We start from the raw sequence: 15,160 nt of genomic DNA, 5'->3' as shown, positions 1-15,160 counted from the left end.
TTCAGCGTACGGCCCGGCGGCCGCCACTCCGGCCCCACCCCGGGGCGCCGGAACAGGGCCGCACCGGGTCAGGCCCGCACCGTACGGCGTTGCCGCGGAGCCGGACGCCTCCGCGATAGGCGGCCTTGGTGACAGTGATCCGGTCCACGACCAAGGTGATCAGTCTGCGCCGGTCTTCCACGGAGGCACCGTGCCACCACGAGCCCGGCTCCGAGGAGTCCATACCGTCACCCCGCGAGAGCCAGTCGGAGAACTGCCCGGATCGCGGTTCGGCCCCGTCCGCGCCCGAGCCGTCCGTTCCGGCGATACACGAATCCAGTCTGTCCAGACGCTCTTCGAGCGCCTTCTTGTCGGCGAGGAACCTCCGGCGTCCGACGCTCCCGCTGCAGATCCCACAGTTCAGGTCGTCATAGAGGCGCTCCAACTCATCGGTCACAAGCGCGCGTTCGGACAGGAGGACACATCGAGGATGCGACACACCACGTGGGCGTCGAGTGCCTCCCGCTGAATGGTGCATCCACCCGCATGTTGCCCCGCTTCCACCGTCCCCGGCGGCCGCGAGCACTTGTACCAGTCGCCCGAGCGGGTCATCGGCCCGCCGCATGCGCAGAACAGGAGCCCGAGGCCGCTGAGCAGGGCCTGGACGCGCGACTCCCCCTTCCCCCGCCCGCGCCCGCGTCCGGAGAGCCACTCCTGCAGTTCGTACCACTGGGCGGAAGGAATGATCAGCTCGCAGATCGTGACCGGCTCCTGACTCTCGGGGTCCCGGACGATCCGGTAGCCGCTCGGTGTGCGGGTCGGGGCGCCGTCCTTCCCTGCGCTCTCCTTTCCCTCATGAGGTCGGCTCTTGTGGCGCAGGACCTGTTCCACCATGCCCCGGACCACGCCCGCTTCGTCCGTACGCGCGCTGTCGGGTGCGCTGGGCCGCAGCCTGCGGACGGCTACCGTGACGACCCTGCCCTCGATTTGGCGGACCTCGGTACGCGCCACGCTCACCAGGCCGTACGGTGGCGCTCCCCCGCCCACCCGCCGGACTCCTTGGCCACGCGCTTGCTCCCGGTGACGATCGGTCCCGTCTCCGCAGGACCCCGTCGCGAGAGGCGGCTGACGTCGAAGACAACGATCTTCTGGATCCTGCCGGTCCTGCAGTCATGCAGGAGGCGGGCGAAGTCCGGACGCTCAGCGCCGGAGGCGTACCCGGAGACCCCGATGTCGCGGTAGTGGCCCAGGAACGCGCAGCCGCGCTCCACCGCTCCGGCCTTGGTAGCCTCGTCCTGGGCTTGCGGGCCGGCCCCGGATTTGTCCGGCTTGAGCTTCGACTGCCGGGTATACCCTGCTGCCACGCGGCGTTTCCGCGCCGCTCCCCCTTCTTCGCTGGTCATGGCGGGAACGCACTACCTAAAATCCATGAAGGCGCCGTTCTCGGGGATAGTTCACCCCGCGGGGTTGGGGCCGGCCCTCGGCAACGGACAAGTGTTTCGGCGTACGTTTCGGCGTGCGGCCGTGGGGGAGGTCACTGTCACGATGATCGGGTTGCGTGGCGGGGGTCGCGCGCCTTAGAAAAGCAGTCGGGTGGAGATATGCATCGCGGTGGCGGACTGGGCGAGGGGACCGATGACCTCGGTCCTCGGCGTGCCCGGCGGGGAAGGCACCGGCGCGAGGCGGAGGAAGCGGCCGAGGCACGACAGACGCACGGGTCGCCGAGCTCTCCCGGATCGCCCGGATCACCCGGGTCGCAAGGATCACAGAACGATCCTGAGCGGATCGACCCGTCGGGCCGTATGGACGGTATGGACTACACGGACCGCGGGGCAGACCGGCTCAGGGCAGGAAGCGGGAATGGTGGCCGGGTGGGGGTGACCTACAAATACTTCGGCGCGCCGGACGGCGCGACGGCGGCCCGCGTGCCGATCTCGATGCGCCCCGAGGAACTCGGCGGCGACGAGCTCGGCATGAACGGCATGTTCACCAAGATCAAGCCGGAGACCATGGCCGCGATGGTCCTCACCGGCATCGAGGGCGTCCCTCTCCACAAGGTCCCGCCCCTGGAACTGGTCGTCCTCCACCCCGACTACGCCGTCGTGAAGCTCCCCATGACCGTTGTCGACCCCCTGCGGGGCATCGGCGAGGAGGCGGTCGGCGCGGCGGCCTTCATCTGGTCGACGGTCCCGGACCGCGGAGGCCCGCGGGACGCCTTCAACGTGTACCAGCTCCTCCACGAATGGCAGGATTTCAGCCACCGGCTGCACGAGGCGGGCCATCAGCCGTACTGCCTGGTGTGGCCCTGATCTCCGGTTCTCCGTGACACGGGCGAGGCCTTCGGGTCCCGCCCGGGAACGGCCCGCGCAACGGGCATGACGGACACAGCCCACATGGCGGGCATACCGTTCGGGACCGGCGGATACTGAACTCCATGCGCGTCGATTTCGACCCGGAAGCCATGCGGGGGGAAGACTTCTTCAGGTTCCTCACCTCGGTCGTCATCCCTCGTCCGATCGCATGGATCTCCACCGTCACACCGGACGGCTCGACCGAGAACCTCGCCCCGCACTCCTTTTTCAGCATCGCCAGTACCGACCCGCCGATCGTGCAGTTCACCTCGATCGGCCGCAAGGACTCCCTGCGCAATGTCGAGGACACCGGGGAGTTCGTCGTCAACTTCTCCTCGGAACCGCTGCTGCACCTGATCAACGCCACTGCCACCGACTTCCCCCGGTCGGTCAGTGAATTCGACTTCGCGGGAATCGAGCGCGAACCGAGCCTGCGGGTACGACCGCCCCGGGTGGCGGCCTCCCCCGTCGTTCTCGAGTGCCGTTCGCACACCACCCTGCGGATGGGAAACTCCACCCTCGTCTTCGGACGGGTGCTCCTCGCGGCGGTGCACGCGGACCACATCGTCGAGGGCCGCCCCGGCTCCGCCCATCTGCTCCCGCTCACCAAGCTCGGCGGCGACGAGTGGGGCACGCTGGGAGAGGTCCTGCACCTGAGCCGCATCCCGTATGAGGAACCGCGTCCCTAGGGCCTGGGCGCAGCCGCGGTCACAGCCAGCCGTTGCGCTTGAACCCCCGGTGGATGACGAAGCACGAGACGGCGATCACCGTGAGGGCCAGGGGGTAGCCGAAGCGCCAGTGGAGTTCGGGCATGTGGTCGAAGTTCATCCCGTAGACGCCGCACACCATCGTCGGTACGGCGATGATCGCGGCCCAGGCCGTGATCTTGCGCATGTCCTCGTTCTGGGCGACGGAGACCTGGGCGAGGTGGGCCTGGAGGATGGAGTCGAGGAGGCCGTCGAAGGCGGTGATCTGTTCGGTGACCCGGGACAGGTGGTCGGCGACGTCACGGAAGTACGCCTGGATCTCGGGGGCGACGAGGCGCATCGGCTCGGTCGCCAGGATGTGCAGAGGGCGGCCGAGGGGGACCACCGCGCGTTTGAATTCGAGGAGTTCGCGCTTGAGCTGGTACATGCGGCCGGCGTCGGCGCCCCTGGCACCGCGGGGTGAGAAGACGGACGTCTCCACCTGGTCGATGTCGACCTGGACGGCGTCCGTGACGGTCAGGTAGTCGTCCACGACGTGGTCGGCGATGGCGTGCAGCACCGCGGCCGGGCCCTTGGCCAGCTGCTCCGGCTCGGCTTCCAGGTCCTCGCGCAGGGGGCCGAGGGAGCCGTGCCGTCCGTGCCGTACGGTCACCACGAAGTCGGGGCCCGCGAAGACCATGATCTCGCCGGTGTTCACGACCTCGCTGGTGGCGGTCAGTTCGGCGTGTTCGACGTAGGAGACCGTCTTGAAGATGGCGAAGAGGACGTCGCCGTACTGCTCGACCTTGGGGCGCTGATGGGCGTGGACCGCGTCCTCGACGGCGAGCGGGTGCAGGCCGAACAGTTCGGCGACCCGGGCGAACTCCGTCTCGGTCGGCTCGTGCAGCCCCAGCCAGACGAAGCCGTGGCCGCCGCGTTTGCGGACCCGTGCGAGGGACTCCTCGACGCTGGGCGCGGCCTCCTGGCGGACACCGTCGCGGTAGATGACGCAGTTGACGACGGCGGAGCCGAGCGGGGAGCGGGCGGGGTGGCTCAGGTCCACCCGGCGTCCGCCGCGTGCCAGACGGGCGACTTTGCGCAGGTTGCCGACCATCGACATGCGGTGCTCCTTCCCCGGACTTCCCGGAACGGACGGCCAGTGTGCCAGCAGGGGGTAAGACCGACGTCAGAGCCCGGTTCGAGCGTGCGCCCTCGCCCGGCCCCGCGGTGTCAGGGGGGCGTCATGAATCACGCCCGCGCCGTCAGGCTCGCGCCAACGTGGCGGTCCGCTGCCGTCCTGGGGCCCTTCGATGGCCGGTGGGTACGTGTGTGGACCGGCATCGAGGAGTGCGCGAGCGATGAGCGAGGAAGAGCGGGGACCGCGCGTGGTCGCGGCAGTGAGCGGTTCGCCGGGGAGCCTGGCGGCCCTGCGCCGGGCCGCCGCCGAGGCCCGGCGCGGCGGGGCCGAGCTGCTGGCCGTGATCGCCTGGGAGCCGCCCGGCGGTGACTTCGCCCACCGCAGTGCGCTCGGTCCGCTGCCGACGGCCGCGCTGCGGCTGGACGCGGGCCGGCGGCTGCTCGCCGCGCTGGACACCGCCTTCGGCGCCGCGGGGCCCGGGGTCCCGTACCGGGGTCTTGTGATACGGGGCACACCGGGGCGGGCGCTGGTCGAGACCGCGGACCGGACCGACGACCTGCTGGTGGTCGGCCCGGGGGGCCGGGGAAGGCTGCACCGGTGGCTGTTCCCGTCCGTCGCCCGGTACTGCCTCGCGCACGCCGTCTGCCCGGTGCTGGCCCTGCCGCCCTCGCCCCTGTCCCGCGAGCTCGCCTCGGTGCACCGCCGTATCCGGCTGTGGCTGCCGTTCGACGCACGGGAGCTGACCGAGGGCAGGTCCTGAGCGACCCGGGGGTGTTACGCCCCTCTTCGGGATCAGGCTCTGGCCCGGCGGCCGGTTCAGAGGCTGAGCCGGTAGGGCACCACGCAGACGACCACGTCCGTACGGGCCCGCAGCGCGGCGGCGAGGAGCAGACCGCGCTGGTTCTGCAGGATCTGATAGCGGCGGTGGCGGGGCTCCACCTCGGGGATGAGGACCGCGATCTGCCGTCCTCCCTCCTCCGCCCTGTGGACGTAGTCGACGATCGGCTCCACCAGGGAGCGCTGCGGGCTGTCGACTACGTCCAGGCGTACACCCGGGTTCCAGCGGTCCCAACTCTCCCTGAGGGCACGGACCTTGGCCGGGTCGGCGTGTACGGCGACGGCGACCACCTCGTGGCCGAGGGCGCCGGCGGCGGACAGCGCGTGCTGGGTGAGTCTGCTGACCTCGCCGACCGGCACGATGACGAGGGAGTCGCCGACGCGCACGGGCGGCGGGACCTCGCCGAGCCCGAGTTCCCGGCCGACGGTCGTGTAGTAGCGCTGGATGCGGGCGAACAGCAGCATCAGCAGCGGGATGGCGACGACCACCACCCAGGCTCCTTCCAGGAACTTGGTGGCGAGCAGGACGACGCCCGCCACGGCGGTCAGTACCGCGCCGACCCCGTTGAGGGCCGCGCGCCGCAGCCAGCCGTGCGGACGCTGCACCTCCCAGTGCCGCACGAGACCGACCTGACTGATGGTGAAGCCGATGAACACGCCGATCGCGAAGAGCGGGATCATGCGGTGGGTGTCGGCGTTCACGGCGATCAGGAGAACGGCCGCGAGCAGGGCGAGGGTCACCACGCCCCAGCGGTACACCGGCCGTTCCGTGCGCAGCCCGAAGAGGTGCGGCAGCCGGTGGTCCTTGGCGAGCAGGCTCATCAGGACGGGCAGACCGCCGAAGCTGGTGTTCGCGGCGAAGGCGAGGGCCAGGGTGACGATGAGATTGGTCGCGTAGTACGGCCATCCCGTCCCGTACGCGCCCGCCGTCAGCTGCGCGAGCACGGTCACGCCGCCGCGCGGGGCGACATCGTCGCGGCGGATCAGCAGGGCCATGCCGATGAGCATCAGACCGAGGAGTGCGCCGAGCATCAGCTCCGTGCGCTGGGCGCGTTTGACGCGCGGCTCGCGGAAGGAGGGCACGCCGTTGGCGATGGCCTCGACTCCGGTGAGCGCGGAGCAGCCGGAGGAGAACGCCTTGAGGAGCAGCAGGACGCTCAACGCCTCGGTGGCGTGGACGGGCTGGACGGTGCCGACGGCCGCCACGGGATGGCCCCGCACCAGACCGAGCACGACGATGCCGAGGATGCTCACGATGAACAGCACGGTGGGCAGCATCAGCACCCGCGCACTCTCGGCCACACCGCGCAGGTTCACGGCCGTGAGCAGGGCGAGCCCGATCAGGCAGACCGCGAGCAGGTGCGAGCCGAGCACCGGGAACGCGGAAGCGAGGCTGGCCGCGCCCGCCGCCAGACTGACCGTCACCGTCAGCACGTAGTCCACGACCAGGCTGGCCGCCGCGAGCAGGCTGACGGTCGGTCCGAGATCCTTCTTGCCCACCGCGTACGCGCCGCCGCCGTCCGGATGCACGGCGATCACCTGTCCGTACGACACGACGAGCACCGCCAGCAGCCCGGCGATGACGAGCGTCACCGGCAACGTGGCGGACAGCGCGCCCGTCCCGGCGGCGATCAGTACGAGCACGATCGCCTCGGGGCCGTACGCCACCGAGCTCAGCGCGTCCAGGGAGAGCGCGGCGAGTCCCTCGACGCTCGTCAGGTGGTACTTCTCGCCCTCCCCGTGCCGCAGCGGAACTCTCGGCCGCAGTTCGCGGCGGGCCAGGCCGTACGCCATGGGGACCTCGCGGGGGTGGGGGTGTTTGAGGTCAGTGTGACCGGCTCGGTGCGGTGTGGCGGGGCAAGGACGCGCCAGGACCGACGCGGACCGAAGGCGCGGGACGCGCAGTCGTGTTGCCGCCGATCGGGTAGTACCCGAAGCGCGGTGCGGACGGGGCCACACCCGCTCACTCCTGACGAAACAGCAGGTCAGTGCAGTCTGACGCACCATCGGCCGGTCGAACGGGGCTGACTGGGCGTGATCTCGGGGTGCGCCAGGTGAGCGGCTCGAGTGGTGCGCGGAGCCCGGCGGATTGACGGTGGATCACGTCGGGGTCGGGTTCTCACGAGCTGACGCGGTGTCAGCTGCCTGGCTGCGACGGAAGGACTCCGAAGATGCGATCTGCCCGCATGCTCCTCGCCGCCGCGACGGCCACGGCCGCTCTCGCGATCGGCGCACCAGGCGCCCTCGCCGCCACGGCGGGTGACGGGAGCCACGACGACTCTTCCTACAGCAAGGAGCAAGACAAGGAGGGCAAGCACGGCAAGCCGAACGGGGGGATGCACACGGGTGGCGGTGCTCTTACCGCCGTGCGCGGCGAGGACTCGGGCAGGGACGACTCCGGCTCCGACCGCGGCAAGAGCGACGACTCCGGCTCCGAACACGGCAAGAAGGGTGGCTCCGAGCGCGGCAAGGGTGACGACTCCGGCTCCGAGCGCGGCGGCCCCCGCGGCGGCATGCACACCGGCGGCGGTGCCCTCAGCGCCGTGCGCGGCGAGGACTCGGGCAAGGACGACTCCGGCTCCGACCGCGGCAAGAGCAACGACTCCGGCTCCGACCGTGGCAAGGGTGACGATTCCGGCTCCGACCGTGGCAAGGGTGACGATTCCGGCTCCGAACACGGCAGGAAGGGCGGCTCCGAGCGCGGCGGGCCCCGCGGCGGCATGCACACCGGCGGCGGTGCCCTCAGCGCCGTGCGCAGTGACGACTGGAACAAGGACGACGAGAAGTTCGACCCGGAGACCTACAAGGACAAGGGCGACAAGGGCAACAAGGGCGACGACGAATCCGGTTCAGGCCGTGGCAAGGGTGACGACTCGGGTTCCGACAGCGGCAAGGACGACTCGGACTCGGGGCGCGACAAGCCCCGCGGCGGCATGCACACGGGTGGCGGTGCGCTCGCCATGCCGGGTACGACGGCCGGTGGGCTGGCGGTCCTGGCTCTCGCCGGTGCGGGCGTCTACGTGGTGCGCCGCAAGCGTGCGGCGGACGGCCTGTCCTGATCCATGCCTGACGACATAGCAGCCCGGGCCGCCTCCTGCGCACAGTGTGGCGGCCCGGCTGATTGCCCCCCGTCCGCGCCGGCTCCGCCGCCGTAATCCAGTGAGTTGTCCCGTACGTGTTCCAGTGAGGTGGTGCCCGATGGCATCCCGGTTGTCCTCCCCTGTCGAGCCCCATTCCGTGACGCCGCTCCAGGGCGCGCGGACCGGCGTGCCGTTGTACGTGTGGTGCGCGGGAATCCTGGTTCTGGCGCTGAGCCTGTTCGGCGGCCACGGCAGGCCCTCCGACCCCTCAGACCCCTCGGCCAAGCCCCATGCCGCGGCGCTGGCACCGTCGTCCGCGGCCCGGCCGCTGGGCAAGCATCTGCCGCGGTCCGAGCCGACGCGGCTGCTCATCCCGAAGATCGACGTGGACGCCCCGTTCACCGAACTGGCCGTCGACGCCGAGGGCAAGCTCCAGCCTCCGACGGCCGACGACACCAACCTGGTCGGCTGGTACGCCAAGGGAGTGTCTCCCGGTGAGCCGGGCGCCGCGATCATCGCCGGTCATGTCGACACGACGACCTCCCCGGCCGTCTTCGCCGACCTCAGGGAGCTGGAGAAGGGCGACCGGTTCACCGTGCAGAGGGCCGACGGGCGCAAGGCCACCTTCGTGGTCGACAACGCCGACACGTATCCGAAGGACGACTTCCCCGACAAGCGCGTGTACGCCGACACCCGCGACGCCGAGGTCCGGCTGATCACCTGCGCCGGCGACTACGACCATTCGGCGAAGGACTACACCGAGAACCTGGTGGTCTTCGCCCACCTCGTCTGACCTCACGGCCCGTAATGTGTCAGAGGCCGGGGACTCCGTGCTCGCGCAGGGGCCCGACGCGCCAGCCGTGCGTCTCGCAGGTGTCCAGGACGCGGGGCAGGGCCGCGAGGGTGGTGCGCCAGGAGGCCGGGGCCGAGGTGCAGTCGGAGTCGTGGAGCAGGATGGTGCCGCCGCCGGACAGATCGCGGGTGACGGTGCGGTGGACGGAGTCGGGGGTGGCCCGTTTGCGCCAGTCCTCGCCCCAGGCCGTCCACAGCGTCGGGGTCAGCCCGAGGCGGCGGCAGGTGAGGTGGGCGGCGGTGTTCATCACACCGTACGGCGGCCGGAACAGTGTGGGCGGGCGGCCGGTGACCTCGGCGACGGCGTCGCGGGCCCGGGCGAGGTCGTCGTACGTGGCGCGCGGGCCGCGCAGCAGCAGGGGGCGGTGGTGCCAGCCGTGGATGCCGATCTCGTGCCCGGCGGCGGCCATCTCCTCGGCCAGGCGGGGCGAGCGGGCCAGCATCGAGCCCAGCAGGAAGAAGGTCGCCCGGATGCCCCGGGCGTCCAGCAGCCGCAGGAAGTGCGGGGTGGAGAGGTGGTCGGGCCCGTCGTCGAAGGTGAGCGCGACGTGGTCGGGGCGGCCGCGGCCGGCGAGGCGGGGCATGGTCCGGTTGCGCAGCGGGCCGAAGGTGGAGATCACCGGCGCGGCGTGCGCGGCGGCGAGCACGGGCAGGGCGATCGCCCCGGCCCGCAGAACGGTACGGGCCGACCGGCCCGGGCCTGACCTCATCGGTCGTCGTCCTCCAGGTAGTGGGTGAGCGCGCCGAAGCGGTGGCCGGGGGATTCCCCGTAGGCATACGCGAGCGGGGCGCCGATACCGAGGGAGAGGGTGGCGGCGACGGCGGCGACCATGAGGGCCGTACGGCGCCCGGCCTGCCGTGACCTGACGGCGAACCGCGCGGCAACGGGGCGGCGCAGCGCGTCGGCCGGTACGGCGGCCGGGAGTCGGGACGTGTCGAAGTCGACGGCGGCCCGCGCAGCGACCGGCCGCCCAGGCCTGTCGGTCCGAACTCCGGCCCGGGATCCGGGAGTCCCGCCGCGGGCGTCGGACGGGCGGCGCTGGGACGGAATGACGGCGGCGGACAGCGGGCCGCGGGTCATCGCTGTGACGGCCGGTACGGGGCCGGGGGCCGCGGTGAACAGGGCCAGGCCCGCCTCGCGCTGCGCCCGGCCGCGCGGGCCGTGGAGGAGTTCGGCCAGGGTCGGCGTCAACTGGTCGGGCTCGCGGATCCAGGGGGCGAGGCCCGCCTCGTCGAGCGCGGCGGCGTTGGTCTGGCCGTGCCCGGGTATGCAGCGGTAGCTGACGACCGGGAGTCCGCCCGCGAGCGCCTCCAGCGAGGTGAGCCCGCCCGCGTTCTGGACGAGGACGTCGCACGCGTGCATCAGACCGGGCATGTCGTCCACCCAGCCGTGCACGTGGGCGATGCCGTCCGCGCGCAGCCGCTGGGCCAGCGCGTGATTGCGTCCGCAGACCACGACCGGCAGCGCGACCCCGGTGCCGAGGATCTCCGCGGCGGCCTCCCGGACGGGCCCGACCCCCCACGAGCCCGCGACCAGCAGGGCGAGCGGTGTGTCCGGGGGAAGGCCGAAGCGGGTGCGGGCGGCACGCCGTTCGTCCGCGTCGGCGGGGGTGAAGCGCGGGTCGGTCATCGGGCCGGTCACGGTGACGCCCGCCGCGCCCTGCTCGTGCGCCTGGGCGGCGGGTATCGCGTGGGCGGCGAGGTGGGCGTCGATGCCGGGCGCCACCCACAGGGAGTGGACGGAGAAGTCGGTGAGGTAGGTGAGGGCCGGTATCGCGAGCCGGCCGCGCAGCCGCAGGGCGCCGAGGACCTGGCTCGCTCCGGGGTAGGTCGAGACGACCGCGCGGGTGTCGGGGGTGACGGTGGCGAGGGTGTGGCGTTCGGCGCCGCGCAGCAGGGCCCGTACGGCGGGGTTGGGGCGTCGTTCGTGCTCGGTGGCGGCGTAGATGCGCTGGTAGCCCGCGGGGGCCCAGGTCAGCAGCCGGAGGTAGGCGCCGGAGAGCAGCTTTCCGATGCGGGCGGGCAGCAGGTCGAGGAAGTCGTGGCGGTCGACGAGGAAGCCCGCCGCCGTGAGGTGGCGGGTGAGTTCGGTGGCGGCGCCGTCGTGCCCGGCCCCCATGCTCGCGGAGATGACGGTGATGCGGGTGGGACTGTCGGAGTGGGGCACAGCGGATCAGCCTCCAGAGTGGTGAGGGCATGACGGGGGACGTCACCGACTCGGCGGTGAGGTGCTGAGCGCTCGGGCGTGGTGCACTCAGGCGTTGAGCGCTCCCGCACCCAGCAGCCCGAGAAGCAGTACGCCGACGACAATCCTGTAGATCACGAAGGCGTTGAAGGAGTGCTTGGCGACGAACTTCAGCAGCCAGGCGATCGACGCGTAGGCGACGACGAAGGAGACGGCGGTGCCGACGGCCAGCGGCACGGCGCCCACCCCCGCGCCGACGGCGTCCTTGAGCTCGTACAGGCCGGCGCCGGTGAGGGCGGGGATGCCGAGGAAGAAGGAGAGCCGGGTGGCGGCGACCCGGTCCAGGTCGAGGACGAGCGCGGTGGACATCGTGGCGCCGGAGCGCGAGAAACCCGGGAAGAGCAGGGCGAGGATCTGTGAACAGCCCACCAGCATCGCGTCCTTGAAGGTGGTGTCGTCCTCGCCGCGCTTGTGGCGTCCCATCTGGTCCGCCGCCCACATCGCGCCACTGCCCACGATCAGCGAGACGGCGACCACCCACAGGGAGCCGAGCGCCCCGTCGATGAGCGGCTTGGCGGCGAGGCCCACGACCACGATCGGGATGGTGGCGTAGATGACCCACCAGGCGAACTTGTAGTCGTGGCTGTGCCGTTGCTCGCGGTCGCGCAGCCCCCGGCCCCACGCGGAGACGATCCGCACGATGTCCTTGAAGAAGTACACGAATACGGCGGCGATCGCGCCGACCTGGATGACGGCGGTGAAGCCGACCACGGCCGTGTCGTCGACCGGGATGTTCATCAGCCCTTCGGTGATCTTGAGGTGGCCGGTGGAGGAGACGGGGAGGAACTCGGTCACTCCCTCGACGACTCCGAGGACGGCGGCCTGGCCGACGCTGATAGCGCTCATGGGATCCATCTCTGCGGTGAACAGGGCGAGCACGTGTCCCCCGGGGCACGGGCGCACGGCAACACATGGCAGACTCGGACCACGGCAGCATTTACACCGCCGTAGAAGTTCAAGTTTTACAGGACTGTAGAAGATGGACGGGTGAACGACAAACCCATGGGCCGCGATTCAGGCGATTCACAGGCTCGGGGCTCCAAGCGGGCCAACGGCGAGCGGGAGTCCGAGATCCTCGGCGTACTCCAGCGGGCCGAGGCCGCGCTCACCCCGGGTGAGGTCGCCGAACGGCTCGGGGGCGAGCTGACGTACAGCAGCGTGGTCACGATCCTCACCCGGATGCACACCAAACAGCTGCTCACCCGCACCCGGCGCGGACGGGCGTACGCCTACGCGCCCGTCACCGACGACCCCGGGTTCGCCGCCCGCCGGATGCGCACCGTGCTCGAGGAGCGCCCCGACCGCGAGGCGGTGCTCGCCCGCTTCGCCGACAGCCTGTCCGACACCGACGCGGACCTGCTGCGCCACCTGCTGGGACCCGACGCGGACCCCGACCGGTAGGACAAGGAGCCCGCCCGGATGCGTATCGCCGTCTATCTGCCGCTGCTGCTGTCCGTGATCGCGCCTCTCGGCGCCCGCCCGCTCTCCGAACGCTGCGAACCGCGCCTGGCCACCTGGCTGCTCACCGCCTCCGCGCTGATCCTGGGCGTGGCGACCACCATCTCGCTGGGACTGCTGGCGGTCACCGGCCTGATAGGCGTCCCGTTCCTCGCCGGCCTCGGCCACTGGTCGGCCCGCACCGCGCAGATCAACGACCCCGCCGAACCCCCGGTCGCGCTCCTCGCCGGCCTTCTGCTCGGCGGCGCGCTGCTGACCGCGGCGCGGATGCTGTGGCGCCGGTCCCGCTCCATCGCCTCCGCCATGTGGGAGGCCGCGTGCATGCCCACGCCCGACGGGCTCGTCATCGTCGAGGACGAGGCGCCGGACGCGTACGCGCTGCCGGGGCTGCCCGGGCGGGTCGTCGTCTCCACCGGCATGCTGCGCACCCTGGACAAGGCCGAGCACGACATCCTGCTCGCCCACGAGCGCGCCCATCTCGCCTCCCACCACTATCTGTTCGTGGCCCTGGCCGGCCTGGGCGCCGCCGCCAACCCCCTCCTGCGGCCCTTCGCCACCGCCGTCACCTACACCGTGGAACGCTGGGCCGACGAGCAGGCCGCCCGCGCCACCGGCGACCGCCGCCGGGTCGCCCGCGCGGTCGGCAAGGCGGCCCTGGCCGCCCACAACTCCCCCGCCCCCCGCCTCTCCACCCTCGGCTTCCGCGGCGTCCTCGGCCGACGGGGGCCCCTCGCCGGCGCGGGCCCGGTCCCCCGCCGGGTCGCCGCCCTCCTCGCCCCGCCGCTCACCCGCCGTCCGGGGCTCGCCCTCGTCACGACGGCGTGCCTGGCCCTCACCATGGTGTCGACCGTCGCCGCCACCCGCGACCTGCACGATCTCCTGGAGGTGGTCGGCATCGCCCACCACCACGGCCCGCATCACCCCGACCAGGACAGGTCCGAACACACCGCCCTGCCCTTCGGCTGAACCGGTCGTCGTCGAGGCGTAGGCTGACTGAAAACGGAGGAAAGGGGCGGGCCATGACGAGTCGTTTGCTGATGCCGTGCCGACGTGCGGGAGGCGACCCGGTCGCCCCGGAGACCGAACCCGTACCCGGCTCCACGCGCCCCACCCCGATCCTCGACTGGACCCGCCCGGCCGTCACCGCCCTCGTCGAGCGGATCCCCACGGGCACCGCCGCCCGCGACTCGTTGCGCCTGGCACACGGGGTCATCGCGCGTGAGGTACGCCCGGTGTACTCCGTGGACGACCTGCGCAGCACCTCGCGGACGCTGGCGCTCGGGCGGGGCTCGTGCAGTCAGCGGATGGCGGTGCTGGAGGCCGTCGCACGGGCCATCGCCGTACCCACGCGCGTGCGGGGGCTGCTCGTCGACGGAGTCTTCTGGTATCCACGGTTCCCCCGGTTCAAGCCGCTGGTCCCGGAACGGGTGCTGCTCGCGTGGCCCGAGTTCCTGCTGGACGGCGGCTGGGTACCGATCGCCGAGCTGTTCGGAAGCCCGGACGAGATGAGCGCGGCCTCCGGCGGCTTCACCAACAAGGGCGGCGAGACCCTCTTCGACGCCGTGGCCCGTACGGCGGTCGACTGGGACGGCCACGCCGCCGCGAGCTGCGACGGCGGTCCCGGAGCCGTCTGTGACCTGTCCGGCCACCTCCGCCTCGACCTCGGTCACTTCACCTCCCGCGACGAACTCTTCGCCCGTCACGGCCAGACCCTGTGCCTCCCGGCCCGCACCCTCGCGGAGCCGGTGCTCGGGCGATGGGCCGCGGGAGGCCGGGCGGCCCGGACCGCGTAGCGGCAGGCCGAAGCCTCTTGTCGCATCCTTGACGCCCAAGTCATCAGAGACCCGTCAAGGCATGCTGCCTGCGGCCTCCCCGGTCTCTACCGTCGGTCGTATGGAACGCCGCAACCGCCGCACCAACGCGCGCACCGCGGTCGACGCACCCGCCCCACTCTCCGCGGAAGTCGCGCGCGACCACCTCTGGGCCCAGGACGTACGCAGTTCGATCCGCTGCGCCGCCGTGCTCCTCGCCCTTCTCCTGCTCATCGACTGGGGAGTCGGCACCCTCTCCGCGCCGCGCGCCACCCTGTGGGCCGGGCTCGCGGTGCTGCTGTTTCTCGTGCTGTACCCCACCCGGGTCTCCGCGGGCGAGGGCTGGCTGGTCTCGCGCGGACTGCTGCGCGCGCGCCTTGTGCGCACCGACCACCTGGTGTCGGTGCGCTGCCTGGACGGAGTCGGCCAGCGGCTCGTGCTGCGGGACACGTTCGGCGCGCGCGTCGAGATCGACCCCCGGGTCCTGGTCGCCAATCCGCCCCTGTGGCGCCGCCTCGACGAGGACGCGCGCCTGTCCGCCCTGCACTCCACGCTCTCGTGCGGGCAGACCGCACTGCACCGCGTCTCGGAGCGGATCGACCGCGAGACGGCACTGACGGTCTTCAGGGTGTCGGGGCTGGAGTGAGCGAGAGGCCGCACGGAGGGGGCCCCGTGCCCGCCCTCGCCGACCTGGGCTCGCCGACCTGGTGAGGAGCGGCCCGG

Annotated in this window: 17 protein-coding genes; 9 read left to right on the top strand and 8 right to left on the bottom strand. The window is 71.9% G+C overall.

Going from position 1 to position 15,160, the window contains the following annotated elements; genetic code table 11:
* Nucleotide 1 precedes the first annotated feature (1 nt).
* Genes ACZ69M_RS15920 through ACZ69M_RS15910 form a run of 3 tightly spaced genes read right to left on the bottom strand, consistent with a single transcriptional unit; the run spans nt 2 to nt 1,343 of the window.
* Nucleotides 2–436, bottom strand: a complete 435-nt coding sequence (locus tag ACZ69M_RS15920) for a hypothetical protein (protein ID WP_470050277.1) — start codon at nt 434–436, stop codon at nt 2–4.
* Nucleotides 433–996: a recombinase zinc ribbon domain-containing protein gene (locus ACZ69M_RS15915; protein WP_470050275.1), complete on the bottom strand. Its 564-nt coding sequence runs from the start codon at nt 994–996 to the stop codon at nt 433–435. Before ACZ69M_RS15915 ends, ACZ69M_RS15920 begins: the two co-directional genes overlap by 4 nt.
* Nucleotides 993–1,343: a recombinase family protein gene (locus ACZ69M_RS15910; RefSeq protein ID WP_470050273.1), complete on the bottom strand. Its 351-nt coding sequence runs from the start codon at nt 1,341–1,343 to the stop codon at nt 993–995. Before ACZ69M_RS15910 ends, ACZ69M_RS15915 begins: the two co-directional genes overlap by 4 nt.
* Before the next feature lie 507 nt (nt 1,344–1,850).
* Here ACZ69M_RS15910 and ACZ69M_RS15905 point away from each other — a divergent pair.
* Together ACZ69M_RS15905 and ACZ69M_RS15900 are read left to right on the top strand one after the other, a co-directional pair.
* Entirely contained in the window at nt 1,851–2,288 is a 438-nt protein-coding gene (locus ACZ69M_RS15905; RefSeq protein WP_003974483.1) for a hypothetical protein, read from the top strand.
* 125 nt (nt 2,289–2,413) lie between these two features.
* Nucleotides 2,414–3,019: a flavin reductase family protein gene (locus ACZ69M_RS15900; protein WP_470050271.1), complete on the top strand. Its 606-nt coding sequence runs from the start codon at nt 2,414–2,416 to the stop codon at nt 3,017–3,019.
* Between the two features lie 19 nt (nt 3,020–3,038).
* On the opposite strand, the gene ACZ69M_RS15895 is transcribed toward ACZ69M_RS15900, so the two are convergent.
* Nucleotides 3,039–4,136 carry a magnesium and cobalt transport protein CorA gene (locus ACZ69M_RS15895; protein WP_470050269.1) on the bottom strand — a complete coding sequence of 366 codons (1,098 nt, stop codon included), beginning with the start codon at nt 4,134–4,136 and terminating at the stop codon, nt 3,039–3,041.
* A 238-nt stretch (nt 4,137–4,374) separates the two neighbouring features.
* Here ACZ69M_RS15895 and ACZ69M_RS15890 point away from each other — a divergent pair, with 238 nt between their 5' ends.
* Nucleotides 4,375–4,914 (top strand): universal stress protein, encoded by a 540-nt coding sequence (locus tag ACZ69M_RS15890; RefSeq protein WP_470050268.1) that lies wholly within the window; start codon nt 4,375–4,377, stop codon nt 4,912–4,914.
* A 56-nt stretch (nt 4,915–4,970) separates the two neighbouring features.
* On the opposite strand, the gene ACZ69M_RS15885 is transcribed toward ACZ69M_RS15890, so the two are convergent.
* The gene (locus tag ACZ69M_RS15885) at nt 4,971–6,785 is read right to left on the bottom strand and encodes an APC family permease (protein WP_470050266.1); all 1,815 of its coding nucleotides are present in this window, start codon (nt 6,783–6,785) and stop codon (nt 4,971–4,973) included.
* 377 nt (nt 6,786–7,162) lie between these two features.
* Between ACZ69M_RS15885 and ACZ69M_RS15880 the strand changes: the two genes are divergently transcribed.
* Nucleotides 7,163–8,050: a hypothetical protein gene (locus ACZ69M_RS15880; RefSeq protein ID WP_470050264.1), complete on the top strand. Its 888-nt coding sequence runs from the start codon at nt 7,163–7,165 to the stop codon at nt 8,048–8,050.
* A 139-nt stretch (nt 8,051–8,189) separates the two neighbouring features.
* The gene (locus tag ACZ69M_RS15875) at nt 8,190–8,864 is read left to right on the top strand and encodes a class F sortase (protein WP_470050262.1); all 675 of its coding nucleotides are present in this window, start codon (nt 8,190–8,192) and stop codon (nt 8,862–8,864) included.
* A 19-nt stretch (nt 8,865–8,883) separates the two neighbouring features.
* Here ACZ69M_RS15875 and ACZ69M_RS15870 read toward each other — a convergent pair whose 3' ends face one another.
* The 3 genes from ACZ69M_RS15870 to ACZ69M_RS15860 all read right to left on the bottom strand — a co-directional run bounded on the left by ACZ69M_RS15870 (nt 8,884) and on the right by ACZ69M_RS15860 (nt 12,014).
* On the bottom strand, nt 8,884–9,633 hold the full coding sequence (locus tag ACZ69M_RS15870; RefSeq protein WP_470050260.1) for a polysaccharide deacetylase family protein: 750 nt from the start codon (nt 9,631–9,633) through the stop codon (nt 8,884–8,886).
* Nucleotides 9,630–11,090 (bottom strand): MGDG synthase family glycosyltransferase, encoded by a 1,461-nt coding sequence (locus ACZ69M_RS15865; protein ID WP_470050258.1) that lies wholly within the window; start codon nt 11,088–11,090, stop codon nt 9,630–9,632. The genes ACZ69M_RS15870 and ACZ69M_RS15865 overlap by 4 nt, the downstream gene beginning before the upstream one ends.
* Nucleotides 11,091–11,177: 87 nt before the next feature.
* Complete coding sequence (locus ACZ69M_RS15860; RefSeq protein ID WP_470050256.1) at nt 11,178–12,014, bottom strand: undecaprenyl-diphosphate phosphatase; 837 nt, start codon at nt 12,012–12,014, stop codon at nt 11,178–11,180.
* A 141-nt stretch (nt 12,015–12,155) separates the two neighbouring features.
* On the opposite strand from ACZ69M_RS15860, the gene ACZ69M_RS15855 reads away from it, so the two are divergent.
* The 4 genes from ACZ69M_RS15855 to ACZ69M_RS15840 all read left to right on the top strand — a co-directional run bounded on the left by ACZ69M_RS15855 (nt 12,156) and on the right by ACZ69M_RS15840 (nt 15,083).
* Entirely contained in the window at nt 12,156–12,569 is a 414-nt protein-coding gene (locus tag ACZ69M_RS15855) for a BlaI/MecI/CopY family transcriptional regulator (RefSeq protein ID WP_360263257.1), read from the top strand.
* Between the two features lie 18 nt (nt 12,570–12,587).
* Nucleotides 12,588–13,592, top strand: a complete 1,005-nt coding sequence (locus ACZ69M_RS15850; RefSeq protein ID WP_470050254.1) for a M56 family metallopeptidase — start codon at nt 12,588–12,590, stop codon at nt 13,590–13,592.
* Between the two features lie 53 nt (nt 13,593–13,645).
* A complete protein-coding gene (locus tag ACZ69M_RS15845) occupies nt 13,646–14,419 on the top strand; it encodes a transglutaminase domain-containing protein (protein WP_470050253.1) in 774 nt (257 codons plus the stop codon).
* Between the two features lie 100 nt (nt 14,420–14,519).
* Nucleotides 14,520–15,083 carry a hypothetical protein gene (locus ACZ69M_RS15840; protein WP_470050251.1) on the top strand — a complete coding sequence of 188 codons (564 nt, stop codon included), beginning with the start codon at nt 14,520–14,522 and terminating at the stop codon, nt 15,081–15,083.
* The last annotated feature ends 77 nt before the right edge of the window (nt 15,084–15,160 follow it).

The organism is Streptomyces sp. NPDC107454 (assembly GCF_055582885.1).
The sequence above is the reverse complement of the archived record's forward strand: the minus strand, read 5'-3'. Positions and strand labels throughout refer to the sequence as shown.

What these genes read in the sequence shown, in the direction of transcription:
- ACZ69M_RS15880 (WP_470050264.1), top strand. Translation starts at nt 7,163, where the DNA reads ATGCGATCTGCCCGCATGCTCCTCGCCGCCGCGACGGCCACGGCCGCT.
- ACZ69M_RS15875 (WP_470050262.1), top strand. Translation starts at nt 8,190, where the DNA reads ATGGCATCCCGGTTGTCCTCCCCTGTCGAGCCCCATTCCGTGACGCCG.
- ACZ69M_RS15860 (WP_470050256.1), bottom strand. Translation starts at nt 12,014, where the DNA reads ATGAGCGCTATCAGCGTCGGCCAGGCCGCCGTCCTCGGAGTCGTCGAG.
- ACZ69M_RS15850 (WP_470050254.1), top strand. Translation starts at nt 12,588, where the DNA reads ATGCGTATCGCCGTCTATCTGCCGCTGCTGCTGTCCGTGATCGCGCCT.
- ACZ69M_RS15845 (WP_470050253.1), top strand. Translation starts at nt 13,646, where the DNA reads ATGACGAGTCGTTTGCTGATGCCGTGCCGACGTGCGGGAGGCGACCCG.
- ACZ69M_RS15890 (WP_470050268.1), top strand. Translation starts at nt 4,375, where the DNA reads ATGAGCGAGGAAGAGCGGGGACCGCGCGTGGTCGCGGCAGTGAGCGGT.
- ACZ69M_RS15885 (WP_470050266.1), bottom strand. Translation starts at nt 6,785, where the DNA reads ATGGCGTACGGCCTGGCCCGCCGCGAACTGCGGCCGAGAGTTCCGCTG.
- ACZ69M_RS15870 (WP_470050260.1), bottom strand. Translation starts at nt 9,633, where the DNA reads ATGAGGTCAGGCCCGGGCCGGTCGGCCCGTACCGTTCTGCGGGCCGGG.
- ACZ69M_RS15900 (WP_470050271.1), top strand. Translation starts at nt 2,414, where the DNA reads ATGCGCGTCGATTTCGACCCGGAAGCCATGCGGGGGGAAGACTTCTTC.
- ACZ69M_RS15840 (WP_470050251.1), top strand. Translation starts at nt 14,520, where the DNA reads ATGGAACGCCGCAACCGCCGCACCAACGCGCGCACCGCGGTCGACGCA.
- ACZ69M_RS15895 (WP_470050269.1), bottom strand. Translation starts at nt 4,136, where the DNA reads ATGTCGATGGTCGGCAACCTGCGCAAAGTCGCCCGTCTGGCACGCGGC.